At 38.8% G+C, this 16,341-nt stretch carries 14 protein-coding genes; 2 read left to right on the top strand and 12 right to left on the bottom strand.

Going from position 1 to position 16,341, the window contains the following annotated elements; all coding sequences use genetic code 11:
* Window positions 1-6: 6 nt before the first annotated feature.
* From hypE to OCV53_RS05580, 7 genes are read right to left on the bottom strand one after another with little or no spacing between them, the layout of a single operon-like run.
* Window positions 7-1,014: a hydrogenase expression/formation protein HypE gene (gene hypE / locus OCV53_RS05610; RefSeq protein ID WP_022375459.1), complete on the bottom strand. Its 1,008-nt coding sequence runs from the start codon at window positions 1,012-1,014 to the stop codon at window positions 7-9.
* Window positions 1,015-1,063: 49 nt separating this feature from the next.
* Window positions 1,064-2,092 carry a hydrogenase formation protein HypD gene (gene hypD, locus OCV53_RS05605; RefSeq protein WP_055197003.1) on the bottom strand — a complete coding sequence of 343 codons (1,029 nt, stop codon included), beginning with the start codon at window positions 2,090-2,092 and terminating at the stop codon, window positions 1,064-1,066.
* Complete coding sequence (locus OCV53_RS05600) at window positions 2,089-2,301, bottom strand: HypC/HybG/HupF family hydrogenase formation chaperone (protein ID WP_022375457.1); 213 nt, start codon at window positions 2,299-2,301, stop codon at window positions 2,089-2,091. The genes hypD and OCV53_RS05600 overlap by 4 nt, the downstream gene beginning before the upstream one ends.
* A 2-nt stretch (window positions 2,302-2,303) precedes the next feature.
* Window positions 2,304-4,622, bottom strand: a complete 2,319-nt coding sequence (gene hypF / locus OCV53_RS05595; protein ID WP_055197204.1) for a carbamoyltransferase HypF — start codon at window positions 4,620-4,622, stop codon at window positions 2,304-2,306.
* 37 nt (window positions 4,623-4,659) lie between these two features.
* Window positions 4,660-5,718 (bottom strand): nitrogenase component 1, encoded by a 1,059-nt coding sequence (locus OCV53_RS05590; RefSeq protein ID WP_055197001.1) that lies wholly within the window; start codon window positions 5,716-5,718, stop codon window positions 4,660-4,662.
* A 1-nt stretch (window position 5,719) separates the two neighbouring features.
* Window positions 5,720-7,000, bottom strand: a complete 1,281-nt coding sequence (locus OCV53_RS05585) for a nitrogenase component 1 (protein WP_055196999.1) — start codon at window positions 6,998-7,000, stop codon at window positions 5,720-5,722.
* Window positions 6,997-7,758 carry a nucleotide-binding protein gene (locus OCV53_RS05580; protein WP_022375453.1) on the bottom strand — a complete coding sequence of 254 codons (762 nt, stop codon included), beginning with the start codon at window positions 7,756-7,758 and terminating at the stop codon, window positions 6,997-6,999. The genes OCV53_RS05585 and OCV53_RS05580 overlap by 4 nt, the downstream gene beginning before the upstream one ends.
* 397 nt (window positions 7,759-8,155) lie before the next feature.
* On the opposite strand from OCV53_RS05580, the gene truA reads away from it, so the two are divergent.
* Window positions 8,156-8,902: a tRNA pseudouridine(38-40) synthase TruA gene (gene truA / locus OCV53_RS05575; RefSeq protein WP_055196996.1), complete on the top strand. Its 747-nt coding sequence runs from the start codon at window positions 8,156-8,158 to the stop codon at window positions 8,900-8,902.
* A 116-nt stretch (window positions 8,903-9,018) separates the two neighbouring features.
* Here truA and OCV53_RS05570 read toward each other — a convergent pair whose 3' ends face one another.
* Window positions 9,019-10,137: a 5-methyltetrahydropteroyltriglutamate--homocysteine S-methyltransferase gene (locus tag OCV53_RS05570; RefSeq protein ID WP_055196994.1), complete on the bottom strand. Its 1,119-nt coding sequence runs from the start codon at window positions 10,135-10,137 to the stop codon at window positions 9,019-9,021.
* 217 nt (window positions 10,138-10,354) lie between these two features.
* Window positions 10,355-11,413, bottom strand: coding sequence for a tryptophan--tRNA ligase (gene trpS / locus OCV53_RS05565; RefSeq protein ID WP_022374185.1), 1,059 nt, complete (start codon window positions 11,411-11,413; stop codon window positions 10,355-10,357).
* 287 nt (window positions 11,414-11,700) lie between these two features.
* On the opposite strand from trpS, the gene sstT reads away from it, so the two are divergent.
* Window positions 11,701-12,939 (top strand): serine/threonine transporter SstT, encoded by a 1,239-nt coding sequence (gene sstT / locus OCV53_RS05560; RefSeq protein WP_022374184.1) that lies wholly within the window; start codon window positions 11,701-11,703, stop codon window positions 12,937-12,939.
* 242 nt (window positions 12,940-13,181) lie between these two features.
* Here sstT and OCV53_RS05555 read toward each other — a convergent pair whose 3' ends face one another.
* The 3 genes from OCV53_RS05555 to OCV53_RS05545 form a co-directional block, all read right to left on the bottom strand.
* Window positions 13,182-13,526 carry a GntR family transcriptional regulator gene (locus OCV53_RS05555; RefSeq protein WP_055196992.1) on the bottom strand — a complete coding sequence of 115 codons (345 nt, stop codon included), beginning with the start codon at window positions 13,524-13,526 and terminating at the stop codon, window positions 13,182-13,184.
* A gap of 243 nt (window positions 13,527-13,769) precedes the next feature.
* A complete protein-coding gene (locus OCV53_RS05550) occupies window positions 13,770-15,077 on the bottom strand; it encodes a Na+/H+ antiporter NhaC family protein (protein ID WP_055196990.1) in 1,308 nt (435 codons plus the stop codon).
* A 44-nt stretch (window positions 15,078-15,121) separates the two neighbouring features.
* The gene (locus OCV53_RS05545; RefSeq protein ID WP_022375671.1) at window positions 15,122-16,312 is read right to left on the bottom strand and encodes a MalY/PatB family protein; all 1,191 of its coding nucleotides are present in this window, start codon (window positions 16,310-16,312) and stop codon (window positions 15,122-15,124) included.
* Between the last annotated feature and the right edge of the window lie 29 nt (window positions 16,313-16,341).

Genomic DNA, 16,341 nt, shown 5'->3' with positions numbered 1-16,341 from the left:
TCCTATTTAACAGATTCTAGGTAAAAGCTCTCCTCCCGGCTGTGGAAGTAATGCCTGTGTACCGATCTCTGTCTCCATGATAACTCTTCCAGCTTCTTCTTCCATAACTTCACCAATGATTGCTGCATTTGCTGAATATGGACATTTTTTCAATGTTTCCACGATTGCTTCTGCCTCTTTCTTTGATGCCATGATAACAAGTCTTCCTTCACATGCCAGATATAATGGTTCTAATCCAAGCATGCCGCAAACTCCTTTTACTTCTGGCTGTACTGGAACCGCTTCTGCATTTAAACGGATTCCTACATTGCTCTGGCCTGCGATCTCATATAAGACAGTTCCTACACCACCTCTTGTCGCATCGCGGATAACATGCAAATCATGTGTTGTATCCATCACTGCTTTGACTGTATTCCATAAAGGTGCACAATCGCTCGTCACATCTGCGTCAATTCCAAAATCTTCTCTCTCTAACAAGATTGTACATCCATGTCGTCCGATATCACCTGTTACAATGATCGCGTCTCCCGGTTTTGCCAGTTCTCCACCGACTGTTACACCTTCTTCGATCTGGCCCATTCCAGTCGTTGTGATAAAGACTCCATCAACCTGTCCTTTTCCTGCAACTTTTGTATCTCCTGATACGATATGCACTCCGGCTTCTTTTGCTGTTTTTTCCATCGCTGTAGCGATCTCTTCAAGTTTCTCCATTGGATATCCTTCTTCGATCACAAAAGCACAGGTAAGGTACAATGGTTTAGCTCCCATACATGCAAGGTCATTTACAGTTCCACAGATAGAAAGTTTCCCGATATTTCCTCCTGGGAAAAATGCTGGTGATACGATAAATCCATCGGTTGATACTGCCATTTTTCCTGCTGGTGGGACTAAGACTGCTGCATCATCTGCTGTCAGATCATCATTTGCAAAATGTGCTTTAAATACTTCATCGATCAATTCAGATGTCTGTTTTCCACCGGCACCATGTGCCATCGTTACTGTTTTATTTTCCATGTTGTTTTTTCCTTCTTTCCTATTTAAACACTGGTAATTCTTTGTACAATTATGAATACTGATAGTATGCAGAACAGGCTCCCTCTCCAGATACCATACAGGCTCCGACTGGATGCTGTGGTGTACAACCTTTTCCAAATACTTTGCAATCAGATGGTTTGCATTTTCCCTGAAGTACATCCCCACAACGGCATGCTGGGTTTGGTTTTCCTTCGATCTTTGGCATCTGGTATTTGATCCTTGCATCGAAATCCTGCCATTCTTTTCTTAATTTCATTCCGGATTTAGGGATAATACCAAGTCCTCTCCATTCACAGTCACATGCTTCCATCATCTCATCGACAAGTACCTGAGCTTCCTTGCTTCCATCCCGTGTTACCACACGTGGATAGCAGTTTACAAAAAATGGCTTTCCTTCCTGGAATTTTACGAGTGAAACCGCCAGTGCTGTTAACAATTCTTTTGCTGTAAATCCAGCCACAACTCCGCTGATTCCTTCTTTGGTCAAATCCTCACACAAACGTGTTCCTGTGATCGCATTAACATGTCCCGGATATAAAAATACATCGGCACTGTTCTTTAATTTTTCATAAGCTTGAGGCATCGTTTTGTTTGCAACCAAAATAGAATAATTATCAAGATGATCTTCTCTGGCTGCCTTGACAGAAAGACATCCTGCTGGTGTTGTTGTTTCAAATCCAACAGATAAAAATGTCACCTGTTCTTCACTATGTTCTTTAGCATATTTTTCAGCATCTGCTGGTGAATACACGACATGAATCTTCGCGCCTTGTTCTCTGGCTCCTGCAAGACTCATCTTTGTTCCAGGTACTCGTACCAGATCGCCAAATGTACAGATCGTTACATCTTTTTCTAATGCAAGGTATATCGCCTCATCGATAAAACTAACTGGTGTGACACAAACTGGACAGCCCGGTCCTGAAATCAGTTCTACCTGTTTGGGAAGAAGTTTACGGATTCCAAGCCTGAAAATCTCGTGTGTATGCGTTCCGCACACCTCCATGATCCGCACTTTCGGACCATCATAAGTTTCTATGATCTCTCTGGCTGTTTTCATGATAAGAATTCCTCCATTAACTCTTCTGTCTCGTTATCATCTTCATCCGTAATCTTTGCAATTGCTACACCTGCATGAACCATAACATAATCCCCTGGTTCTAAATCTTCTAACAATTGGGCAGAAATCTCTCTTTTAGCCCCATCTGCATCGATCACTGCTGTTCCATTATTTATTTTTACTACTTTCGCTGATAAACCTACACACATTATTATATCCTCCTATTATTTTGTAACTGATACATTCCATATGCCGCCTGTCCGATCGCGATTCCTCCATCATTTGGTGGAATCATACGATGTCGCAATACGGTAAATCCTTCCTGTGCCAATTGTTCTTCTGTCAAACGCAGCAATAAACGGTTTTGGAATACTCCACCGCTCAGGGCTACCTTATCTCTGCCGCTTTTTTCTTTTGCTTTGATACAAGCGGCGGTAATCTGTTGCGCTAATATCTCATGAAACAGATATGCAAGTTTGTTGCTGTCTTCCCCTTGTAGTTTTGCTTCTGTGATCTTTTCTACAAGCATCTTTGTATTTAAGATCAACCGTTCTTCTGTTTCATATATTAATATATCTACTAATTCATTTTGTTCCTGTAAAATATTTTGTTGTTCATATGCTTCTGCTGCAAACTGTAACGCTGTCGATGCTTCTCCTTCAAACCCTGATTTCAATCTAATTCCAAGGATCGCACTGACTGCATCAAACAGTCGTCCAACGCTTGTTGAAACTACCGCATTGATCTTACGATCTGCCATAGTAAACTGAACTTTGCTTTCCTGTTCGCTACAAAGACCAAGTTTCTCTATGATCTCCCATGCTTTTTTGCGGTCTTTCGTATAACCATAGATCATGGATACCGCAATACGCCATCCTTCTTTTGCAGAAGCATCTCCACCAATCTGTAAAAATGGAGTGATACTTCCAAATCTTTCAAAGCTTTCATAATCTGCAAGCAAGATTTCTCCACCCCAGATCGTGCCGTCTGTTCCATATCCGGTTCCATCAAATGAAACTCCAATAACTGGATCTTCACAGTCATTTTCTGTCATACAGGATAAGATATGTGCATAATGATGCTGCACTCGGATAATCGGATAGCCTAGCTCTTCTGCCACAACCGTAGAATTGTATTTTGGATGCAGATCACAGACTACAGCCTGTGGTTCTACTTCCAACAATGTTTGAAAACGATGGATCGTTTCTTGCAATGCTTTTACGGTTCTTAAATCTTCTAAATCCCCTACATATGGTGACTGATAAAATCTGCTGTCCACGCCGATACAAAATGTATTCTTTAATTCGCCGCCAACCGCCAGCACCTGGCCTTTCCAATCCGTGGATGTCATAAATGGCAATGGTGCATAACCTCTGGATCGACGGATCATATATGGTTCATTTTTGTAAAAATCCATAACCGTATCATCAGAACGAATTCTAATCTTTCGGTTATGCGACAACATTGCATCACATAAATTGGATAATTCAGAAATCGCTTCGTCGTCCTCACGGCAGATTGGTGCACCAGAAGTATTTCCACTGGTCATGACCAAAAGTTCTGGCATTTTGATTTCATCATCGTATTGAAAGATCAATAACTGTACTGGTGCATATGGAAGCATCACACCAACTTTTGGATTTCCTGGTGCTACGGAAGATGCTAATTTTCCATCATTTTCTTTATCTAATAACAAGATTGGTTTTTGATGTCCTGTAAGAATCGCTTCCTGTTCCTTTGTCACGACACATTCCTGTTTCACAACTTTTTCGTCTTTCGCCATCACTGCAAAAGGCTTTGCTGGGCGTTTCTTTAAGATTCTCAGACGTTTGACTGCTTCTTCATTTGTCGCATCACAGCACAGATGAAAACCTCCGATTCCTTTGATCGCTACGATCTTTCCTTCACTGATCATCTTTCGTGTATATATAATTGCATCTCGTCCTCGTTCTTTTCTGCCGATCAAATAGACTTCTGGTCCGCATTCATTACAGCACACCGGCTGTGCATCAAAACGTCTGGATTTCTCGTCTGTGTATTCCTTTGCGCACTCTGGGCACATCGGAAATTCTTTCATACTTGTACGTTCTCTGTCATATGGCAGTGCATCCAGAATCGTAAGCCTTGGACCGCAACAGGTGCAGTTGATAAATGGATGCAGATATCGTCTGTCTTTTGGATCAAACAACTCTTTTTTACATTCATCACAGATTGCGATATCTGGGGAAACAAAGATTTCTCCTTTTGTTTTTTCACTCTCAATGATATCAAATGTTTCAAAATGCAGTTCGTTCTCTTCCGTAATGTCTTCTATATTTATTTTCAAAATAGCTGCTCGTTTTGGTGGATTTTCTTTTAATCCATTTAAAAATCCTTCGATCTTCTCTTTTTTACCTTGCGCATAAATTTCCACATATGGTCCCTTATTACAGACCGTTCCATAAATTCCATGTGCTGTCGCTTGACGGCTGACTGTTGGTCTAAATCCAACACCCTGAACAATACCATATACGCGAATGCGCCATGTCATTTCACTTTTATACACTCTTTTCTCCTATCGTATCGTGCTAATCTTCTGATCCTCTTGCCTCTGCCAAATGCCCTGATACTGCAAAATGTATTGTATCAATAAAATTTCCGTCAAATTTTGGTGTCATTCGTTTCATACATGGATCTGCATAAATGACATCATACGCTTCCTTTTCCACAAGATTGATATAATCATCTTCATCACGTAAATGCAGATCCGTGTCTTTGCGAAGTTCTGGTTTCATCATAAACCAGCTTGTAACTGTTACTTGTGCATCGGGTGCTTTTTTTAATATTTCTTCACGAATTGCACATCCGATCACCTGCTGTTGTACGATCAGTATCTTTTTCCCATGATAATCCATATCACAAACCAGTTCATCGACTAGTGGATAACCCATTTCATATGGTGTCCCATACGTTCGTTCCAAATACTGAGCTGCTTTTATGGCAGCTGGCGATACAACGATATTTTTTTCTACATTAGAAACTGATTTTACATCATCAAGTCCATTTCCCATCCCATAACAAACCGCTGTTTTCCCTTCTTTTGCAAAATGTTCTCTGATACGGTCTGCTGCATGCAGATCACTGACATCCTGTGGGGTCATTCCAAGAATACCGATTCGATCCTTTACCACTTCTTCTTTTTGACCTGCAAATGTAAGAAATAACTCCATCCATGCCTTTTCTTCACCCTCATCATACAATGCCATTCCATCTGTATCCACAGTCATGATCGGAAGATCTACTTTTTTCTCTGTCATACGTTTTAACGCATGGTAATCTGTTCCGATCACTGCTGGAACTGGTGTCCCGATGATCGCTGCAAACTTTGCATCCAATTTTGTCACTGCATCCGCAAGTTTCGCTACCAACTTATCATCACGTCCAAGGATTGCGTCCATGTCACGAAGTCCCGCACTAAATAATGCACTTTTACTCTCAAACCATCGTGGCTCATCAAATCCACAGATATTTCCGGTACAACCACCAGCATCGCAAATGGCGATAATTCCACCAAATTCATATAATACAGACACCGCTCCTGACTGATCTGGTGCAAATGGTGTCAGATATTTTCTTAGTCCTCTCATGTTACACCTCCATCAATTCCTCAAATAGTCTGCGTACACCTGCATATCCAAATGGCTGTCGTTCTTCGTTCCAGAGTACATTTGGACATTCTTTGTGATAATATCCTGCATCTTTTCCTATGGTCATATTAACACCAGAGTCTTTTCCATCATAATAAAGCATCGTTGGTTCCAGATTTGAAAAAACTTTTGTTTCCGGACTGATCTGCGCTAACTGTTTTACATAGATAAAGTTTTCTCCAGATAATGTTCCATAAATCTCTGGCACACGAAATCCATAACGTACCAGTGCAAGTGCAAGTTCAAATGGATCTCCATTCATCCATTCTCCGACCGCAAATGATGCATCCGGATGAGCTTCTTTAAATTTTGCGACTGCATCTTCGGCTTCTTTTCGTGGTTTTTCATCATCAAACTCGATACCTAATGCCGCTCCAAATGCACGATACTGACTGCCGATCTTATCGATCTGATAGAGTCTTCGCAGCTCGATATATGGAATTTTTAATCGATCATGAAAGTCTTCGGCTGCAAAACGTGCTTCCGGATGTAATACCAGATTAAAGTTTGCTTCCGCCATCGTCTGATATTCCTCGTAATCTTTACATCTGGAAATCTCATGGATTATCTTTACCCCTGCTCCATGAAGCAGATCATATAGCTCACAATCATCAATGATTGGTGAAAAATAACCTAATAAATTCACTACATTTCCTTTTTTCTTCTTTGGTTCCAAGAGTGAATAAATAGACTGACGAACATGCACCATTGGCGGCTTTCTTCCTTCTCTTGTCAGAGCATACATATAGCATGGCTTAACAGGAATTTTGGCATATTCCTCTGCTTTACGACAGACACGCTCCATATCCGTTCCAAGCAATGCATCCACACATGTAATACAGATCATCACAACAGATGGCTTCTTCTCAAGTCCCTCACAGATTTCTGCAACTGCTTTTGGAATCTTTTTTAAATGTCTTCCCGTTACAATATCCGTCTCATCCATCAATAGATAATAAAAACGGTCATGATAAGCTCTCATGGAACTAAGCACGGATGTATTACGTCCACAACACCCTGGAGATACGATCAGCATAATTGAATCCGGAACCGCAAGCCCTGCACGTTTAACACCAAATCCTTCTGCTCCTGGAGAGTTGAATGCCAATGTTGCCGGAGAACTATAGATTAAATGTGTATGGGAGATCAACTGGTCAGGAATCTGTTCTTTTCCTAATTCATTTAGCTCTTTTACCGTACAAAAATATGCTTCCTGCTTCATTCTTTTTCCTCTTCCTTCCATAATAATTCGGCAAGATCAAAGAAACATTTGCTGATCTCGGATGTCGGATCACCTTCGATCACTGTCTTACCCTGTTCTTCCCAATGGATAATGTCATCACTTCTCATGACTTCACCTACGATCGGCACCCCGATCTTATCTGAAAATGCCTGTACTTTTTCTTTCTCATTTTCTACATTTCTGTGATTTAACACAATACCAAACACCTTGGCATAGCTTCGGTCCTCAAAGTTTCTGACTGCACTGGAAATATTATTGGCCGCATATAATGCCATCTTCTCTCCAGATGTAACGATCAAAACCTTATCCGCATATCCCTCACGGATCGGCGCCGCAAATCCTCCACAGACAACATCCCCTAAGACATCATACAAAACAACATCCGGTTTATAATTTTCAAATAATTCCATATCTTTAAGCAGCTGGAATGTTGCAATGATTCCACGTCCTGCACATCCAAGCCCCGGTGTTGGTCCACCTGTCTCAATACAAAGAATTCCTCCATAACCTACCTTTGAAATCTGTGCAAGCTCATCTGGTTCTTCATCTTCTTCTCTCATAAAATTCATCACTGGACGAAGCGGCTCTCCTCCTAGTAAATTGATCGTAGAATCGGCTTTTGGATCACAACCGATCTGAATGACACGTTTTCCCATACTGGCAAAAGCTGCCGCGAGATTGGATGTTACTGTGGACTTTCCAATACCACCCTTTCCATAGATTGCTACTTTTAACATGTTATCCTCCTATTATAAAGAAAAAATCCTACTCGGACGGCTTCTTGCTTTATAGAATTTTCCTATAAAGTAAGAACCATCTCTCCGGCAAAATGTCAGAAAAATGGTTCTATAAATCCTTATTTCGTAACTATTCCTGCTTGGATCATCCTTGCCGTCAGAGTTTTCTTATTTATCTATATTAAAATTGTTCTAATAAATTACGGTTTTATCTTCTCCACCAAATGCTTTGCAGATGTATGGATTAGATGTTTTAATTTTATCATTTACTAATGGTTTTCGTCAATATAAACTCCGTAGTATGAGTCAGAATTTTATTGCTACCTTTTATTTTTTTCGTTATAATAAATCTGTTTTATAACAACAATATATTTGCAACGAAAGGATTTATACATATATGAAACGTAATATCAGATTAACAATCGAATACGATGGTTCTCGTTATCAAGGATGGCAGCGACTTGGTGGTGATTCTAGTGCCAATACAATTCAGGGAAAGCTTGAAGCTGTCCTATCAAAAATGACTGGAGAAGATGTCAATATTAATGGTTCTGGTCGTACCGATGCAGGTGTTCATGCTTATGGACAAGTGGCTAATTTCCATACAAACTGTATGATGTCTCTTGGTGATATCAAAGAGTATCTTACAAAATATCTACCATCAGATATTGGTATTGTTGAAGTTTCTGAAGCTTCCGAACGTTTTCACAGTCGTTTAAATGCAAAAGAAAAAACTTACCTTTACCGTATTGCGATTCCTGGGGTATCGAATGTTTTTGAACGTAAATATCTTTGGTATTTCCCAGAAACTTTGGATATTAAAAAAATGGAAGAAGCTGCATCTTTGCTCATCGGAACTCATAATTTTAAGGGATTTTCTTCTATTAAAAAGACAAAAAAATCTACGATTCGTACGATTTATGATATCAAGATCAAGAAGATGAAAAAAGAAATCCAGATTACTTATACAGGAAATGGATTCCTGCATAACATGGTCCGAATTCTTACTGGAACTTTAGTTGAAGTTGGATGTGGAAAGATCAAACCTGCAGATATTACAAAGGCTTTGGAATCTACGAAACGCGCCGATGCTGGGATTACCGCTCCGCCTCAAGGGTTATTTTTGGTATCTGTAGAATATTAATATTTGTTTATACAAAAAATAAAACAGGGAGGTTTGCTGCTTATAAACAGTACCTCCTTGTTTCATTTTTATCTTATCTTTTTTGCAAACACACTACTTATTTGTGTGCAAAAATTTTATTCTCCCCAGACTTCCTCTGCAATTTCTTTCACTAATTTTAATTTTGCCCACTGTTCTTCTTCTGTTAATTTATTACCAATTGCGCAGGAAGCAAAACCACACTGTGGACTTAAGCATAATCGTTCCAGTGGAATATATTTTGTTGCCTGTTTAATTCTGTTGATCACTTTTTCTTTATCTTCAAGATCTGGTTTCTTTGTTGTGATCAGTCCAAGAACAACTTTCTTGTCTTCGGATACTTTCTTAAGTGGCGCAAAACCTCCAGATCTTTCATCATCATATTCAAGGAAAAGTGCATCCACATTTTCTTTTGCAAATACATAGTCTGCAACTGTATCATACGGACCACTTGTGAAGAATGTAGAATGATAATTTCCACGACAGATATGTGACGTAATTACCATATCTTCTGGTCTTCCTTCTAATGCAAGGTTGTTCACTGTAAGCAGCTGTTTCTTCACATCTTCAAGATCAATTCCTAATGCTTTATATCTTTGTTTTGCAGCATCTCCCACAATTGCTCCCCAAGTACAGTCATCTAACTGAAGATTACGGCATCCTGCTTCATAAAACTGTTTGATCACATCCTGATATGCAACACCAAGATCCTGAATCAGTTCTTCATTTGTCGCATAATATTTTCTTGTCGTTTCAATGTTTGTTGGAACGATCATTTGCTGAAACATCTGTGCTGGTGCAGGAATTGTATATTTTGCAATTGTATTTTCATCTTCAAACTGCTTTAAGTATTTAAAATACTCCACAAATGGATGCTTCTTCGCTTTGATCTTCCCTACCAGATACGTGTCTTCTAAAGAAGCTAATTCTCCATCGAACTGTACTCCACTTCCTGTCTGTTCATGTGCTACGCCTTCAAATCCCCACATAAAATCTAAATGCCAGTAAGTTCTTCTGAACTCTCCGTCCGTAATCACATGATATCCTAATTCTTTTTGTTTTGCTACTAATTTTGCGATCTCTTCATTTACGATGTTATCGTATACTTCTTTTGTGATCTTGTTTTCGTTATATTGTGTTGTTGCTTTCTTTAATTCTTCTGTTCTTAAAAAGCTTCCTACATAATCATATCGAAATGGCTCTTGTAATTTACTCATCTGATGTTCTCCTTTGTTTGCCTTGTTTTTAAGCTATACACAGAGTATATCATCACAAAATCATTTTTTAAAATATATATATTTAACGGTTTGCCATATCTTTAAGTTATAGCAAGGAAATTCTCAGACATTAAGTAAATAGGAAAAAACCTGCATATCTAATAGACATACAGGCTCTTTTACCATACTTTACTTTCAATATTATATCTAAGATTAATTAAAATAATCCTTCCTCATTAAAATAATCGATTCTCATTGCATGACGCACATCTTTCATTGTATCCTGTGCCTTCGCTCTTGCAACTTTGGTTCCTTGCTGAAGAATTTCCGCAACTTCTGGAAGTTTTGCTTCCCACATCTTTCTTCTCTCACGGATTGGTTCTAATTCTGCCTGAAGTACTTTATTTAAGAACTTCTTCACTTTCACGTCTCCAAGTCCTCCACGCTGATAGTGAGCTTTTAATTCATCTAAATTTTTGTAGTCCGGTAAGAATTCATCAAAATATTCTGGTTTACAAAATGCATCTAAATAGATAAATACCGGATTTCCCTCTACCTGTCCTGGATCTTCCACTCTTAAATGGTTTGGATCTGTAAACATAGACATAACTTTCTTCTTAATCTCGTTTGGTTCGTCTGATAAGTAAATACAGTTTCCAAGAGATTTACTCATCTTTGCCTTTCCGTCAATACCTGGAAGTCTTAAACATGCTTTATTATCCGGAAGCACGATCTGTGGATCTGTCAGTGTTTCTCCATATACAGAATTAAATTTATGCACGATTTCTTTACACTGTTCTACCATTGGCATCTGGTCTTCTCCAGCTGGTACAACCGTTGCCCTAAATGCTGTGATATCTGCAGCCTGGCTGATCGGATATGTGAAAAATCCAACTGGGATACTTGCTTCAAAGTTCTTCTGCTTGATCTCTGTTTTCACTGTTGGGTTTCTCTGTACTCTAGCAACTGTTACTAAGTTCATATAATAAAAAGATAATTCTGTAAGTTCTGGCACCATAGACTGGATAAAGATATTAACTTTCTCTGGATCTAGTCCACATGCAAGATAATCAAGTGCTACCTGCATGATATTCTGTCTTACTTTCTCTGGATGTTCTGCGTTATCTGTCAATGCCTGAGCATCAGCAATCATAATATAAATCTCGTCAAATTTACCGGAATTCTGCAATCTTACTCGTTCTTTTAATGACCCTACGTAATGTCCAACATGCAGTCGTCCTGTTGGTCTGTCTCCTGTTAATATAACCTGTTTCATTGTCTTCTCCTTTTCCGCTTTCCGTATAGATCTTGTATCTCTTTTCTTACAATCTATACTCTTATGTTTTATTGTAAAATTAAATGCTTAAAGTGTCAATATTTCATTGTGAAAAGATTCTCTGTGTGTCCGTATCAGAAAGACATTTATTTTTGTAAAAAAGACATTTTCTATTGACTCCAGAGTAAAAAGCACATATAATGGACAAGATTGATTCTTTATTTTCAAGAAAATATGACATAAAACATCTTGAAAATACAAAAATAAGGAAAGAAGGAAATTTTAAAATGAAAAACCTATTACAAAAATGGAATAGCTTAAGTCTGATCGTAAGAATCTTAATCGGTCTGATCATTGGTGCTATTCTTGGTATCGCTGCTCCAAAAGCAACTGGACTTGTTTTACTTGGAGATTTATTCGTTGGTGCCCTTCGTGCTGTGGCCCCAATTCTTGTATTTGTACTTGTTATTGCTTCTTTAGCAAACTCTAAGAGCAACGGTGCAAAAAATATGCGTATCGTTATCATCCTTTATATGGTAACAACATTTATCGGTGCCGTTGTTGCAGTATGCGGAAGTTTTCTCTTCCCAGTTACATTACGTCTTGGAAAAGCTGCTACATCCGAAGCTGCTCCTCCAACCGGTGTTTTAGAAGTATTAAAGAATTTATTAATGAACATCGTATCAAACCCTGTTGATTCCCTTGTAAATGCAAACTACATCGGTATCCTTGCATGGGCTGTCGTTTTTGGACTTGCATTAAAAGCTGCAACTCCTGGAACAAAGAAAGCGCTTCACGATATCTCTGCGGCAGTTACAAAAGCTGTACACTGGATCATCAACTGTGCTCCATTCGGTATTCTTGGTCTTGTATATAACACAGTATCTACAAATGGTTTAAGTATCTTTACTGATTATGGTAAATTATTAGCTTTATTAGTTGGATGTATGTTATTTACTGTATTTGTGACGAATCCAATCATAGTATTTGGCTTACTTCGCAAAAACCCATACCCACTGATCTTAAAATGTTTAAAAGAAAGTGGTTTAACAGCATTCTTTACTAGAAGTTCTGCTGCCAATATTCCTATGAATATGGCTCTTTGTGAGGAACTTGGATTAAATGAGGATAACTATTCTGTATCTATCCCTCTTGGTTCTACGATCAACATGGATGGCGCAGCGATCACGATCACAGTTATGACGCTTGCAGCTGCACATACAATGGGAATTTCCGTTGATATTCCTACAGCGATCATCTTAAGTGTCTTATCTGCAGTTTCTGCATGTGGTGCTTCTGGTGTTGCCGGTGGATCTTTACTGTTAATCCCTCTTGCATGTTCTTTATTTGGTATCTCAAATGAGATTGCTATGCAGGTTGTTGGTGTTGGATTCATCATCGGAGTTGTACAGGATTCTGTTGAAACTTGCTTAAACTCTTCTTCTGATGTACTGCTTACAGCGACTGCTGAATTATATCAGAGAAGAAAAGCTGGGGAAGATATTGTATTGATTCCGAATAAATAAAAAACTTACGAATAAATAAAATTTGTCGAAATATATAAAAAATAGATTGTTTCCCTTGGACTCACTCTCGTTCAGATTCGCACGTAGCGGGCACTAAATTCGACAGCGACGATAAATCGTCACTGCTCATTAAGTGCCGACGAGCTCATATGGTCCAAGGGAAACAATCTATTTTTTATATATTTAAATTTTGTTTATTGGTAAGCTGTAGGTATGAATGACTACTGATGGGAATTGGATTTTCATATCTCTCCTTCGTATTTTAATTGAAATGGAAGAAAGATTGCCTGTTCTAAGTCTTGTTCTACTTCTTTTCTCTGTTCTTCCATCATCAACTCTGTGTTTGCTGCTGTCACATAGCTTCCTTTTCCATGAACTGTTACTGTAAAGCCTTCTCTTTCTAGTTCATTGTAAGCTTTCTTTACCGTTAAGACACTGATCTTTAATTCCTTTGACAATGCACGAACCGATGGCAGCTGGTCATTTTGCTTTAGGTCTCCCTTACGGATCATTGTTTTGATCTGATCTATGATCTGCTCGTAGATTGGAACCAGGGATGATATGTTGATTATGATCTTGAAAAACACGTATCTTCAGGTATAAATAGACACAGAAATATAGATAGGAGTACGAAATGATAGAATTCCATAGGCTTTTTTCAGGTTCGCAGCAAACTTGGTCGGTTGTTTGAATCCGCGTAGCGGATGAGTTACCGAAGGAAAGTTTGCGAATCAGCGACCTGCAAAAAAGCCGTCAATGGAATTCGTTTTTCGTACTCCTATCTATATTTCTGTGTCTATTTATACTCGACGCACTACTGTATTTTCAACTTAATTTTTCCCATCCATCAATCCAAACTGTATCGTCACACAAGTAGCAATAATCAGTCCGAACATATAAAATGAATATTTCAGCACACTAAGTGGAGAAACATTGGCAAGTGCTGTGATCATCAGCATTCCTCCGTCATGTGGCATTAATGAGATAAATGCGCAGGCAAAGATATCTACCAGACTGGCAAGTCTTTTTGGTGCGATCTTATATTTTGCACCGATTTCTTTTGCGATCGGACATGTTACAATAATGGCGATCGTATTATTGACCATTGCTGCAGAAAGGATTCCGGACATTAGACCGATTCCGTATTCTGCACCACGTCTGCTCTTGATCTTATCACTGATTGCTTCTACCAGCCATTCAACACCGCCATATTCACGGACAAGTCCAATAATACCAGATACTAAAATTGCAACCATACTGATACTGAACATATCACTCATACCATTTCCAATTGCCTGAATCCAGTCAAAGAATCCGCAACTTCCAACACACAGTCCGATAATTCCTGCAGAAAGGATTCCAACAAAAAGTACAACCGCAACGTTAATTCCCATCAATGCTGCTCCAAGAACGATAAGATAAGGAAGAACTTCTATGATATTATAGCTTCCTGCCTTGATCGCTCCACTTCCAGTACCGCCGATGACTGAATAAAGGATCATTGCCACGATCGCAGCTGGCAGTGCGATAAAGAAGTTCATCTTAAACTTATCTTTCATCTCAGAACCGCATCCTTCTGCCGCCGAAATTGTTGTATCTGAAATCATAGAAAGGTTATCTCCAAAATAAGAACCTCCGATCACTGCTGCACCAACGATCGCAACATTTAAGTGTGCTCCCTGTGCCACATTGATCGCGATCGGTGCCATTGCTGCAATCGTTCCCATGGATGTTCCTATCGATGTAGAGATAAAACAGCACATTAAAAACACTCCTGGAATCAGAAATGTTACTGGAATCACATGAAGGCATAAATTGACAACAGAATCTTTTCCTCCCATTGCCGCTGCTGCTCCTTGAAATCCACCTGCCATCAGATAAATTAAAACGATCATCATAACCCCTGAATTTCCCATGTTCGTTGTCATAATATTTAATTTATCTGGTACATTCATTCCACGATTTAAAAGCAATGCCACTGCACAACCTGCTAAAAGTGCAACATGACGTGGAAATTTTCCAAATGGATCATCGACTTCCATCAAAGTAAATGTAATCCCGCATCCCACATAACATACCAAAAATACGATCAGTGGAAGAAAAGCCACTGCTCCTAGATTTTTCTTTTGTTTATCCATCTCTTATTTTTTCCTCACATTCTTTTTTCTATCACATATCCATTTTATTTCTTTGCCAAATGTTTATCCAAAGCATCTTTTAATTGTGTCAACGCCTGCTTTACTGTCACTCGTGGACACGCAACATTGAAACGCTCAAACTGTGCTGTCTCTGGTCCAAAGATAATTCCTGAATCCAGCCATAATTTTGCTTCTTCTAACATCAAGTGTTCTAATTCTTCATTACTAAATCCATATCCAGAAAAATCAACCCATACAAGATAAGTTCCTTCTGGTTGTACCATTGTAGCCTTTGGGAAGTTTTCTTTTACAAACTTACTCATATATTGCACATTTTCATAGATATATTCTACCAGCTCATCAACCCATTCTGCACCTTTTGTATAGCATACTTTTACAGCTAACTGTCCCATTAAGCTTCCCTGACTGTAAGCTGCCTGTGTATTGGCCCACTGATATTTTTTTCTTAATTCTTCATTTGGAATAATGATATTGGCTGGCTGTAATCCTGCAACATTAAATGTCTTTCCTGGAGAACTGTAAAGTGCAATGATCTCGCGATATTTTTCATCCAGATTCATACAGCTTGTAAACTCATGTCCAGGGAAAATGAAATCACAGTGCATCTCATCGACCATCCAGACTACATTGTATTTAAGACAGATTTCTGCCACTTGTTCCATCTCTTCTCTTGTCCAGACTCTTCCGACTGGGTTGTGCGGATTACAGAAGATCAGTGCTTTTACATTTTCTTCTTTGATCATCTGTTCCATTTTTTCAAAATCGATGGAATAATGATTGTTTTCATAACGAAGCTGGCAGTTTACCAGTTTTCTTCCATCATTTTTGATAACTTCACTGAATGGATAGTAAACTGGCTGCATTACCATCATTGTATCGCCTTCTTCGGTAAATGCTCTGACACTTGTTCCTAGTGCGTAAACGATTCCTGCACCAAGTGTTACCCATTCTGAATCGATCGTATATCCATATCGTGTGGAAAACCAGTGATTCATCGCATCAAAATAGTCATCCAACGGATCTGTATATCCAAAAATTCCATGATCGATTCTTTTGTGGAATTCATCAAGAATCTCATCTGGCAGACGAAAATCCATATCTGCTACCCATAATGGAAGTAAATCATCTCTTCCTTTTCTCTTCATTCCAAAATCATATTTTAGACAGTCTGTTCCATGTCTGTCAATCACTTCATCAAAATTGTATTTTCCCATTTATGTACTCCTTTTTAAGTTTTGCTATA

Source organism: Anaerostipes amylophilus (assembly GCF_025567365.1).
In the GTDB taxonomy this organism is placed as follows: domain Bacteria; phylum Bacillota; class Clostridia; order Lachnospirales; family Lachnospiraceae; genus Anaerostipes; species Anaerostipes amylophilus.
This window is presented reverse-complemented; position numbering and strand designations above follow the sequence as displayed.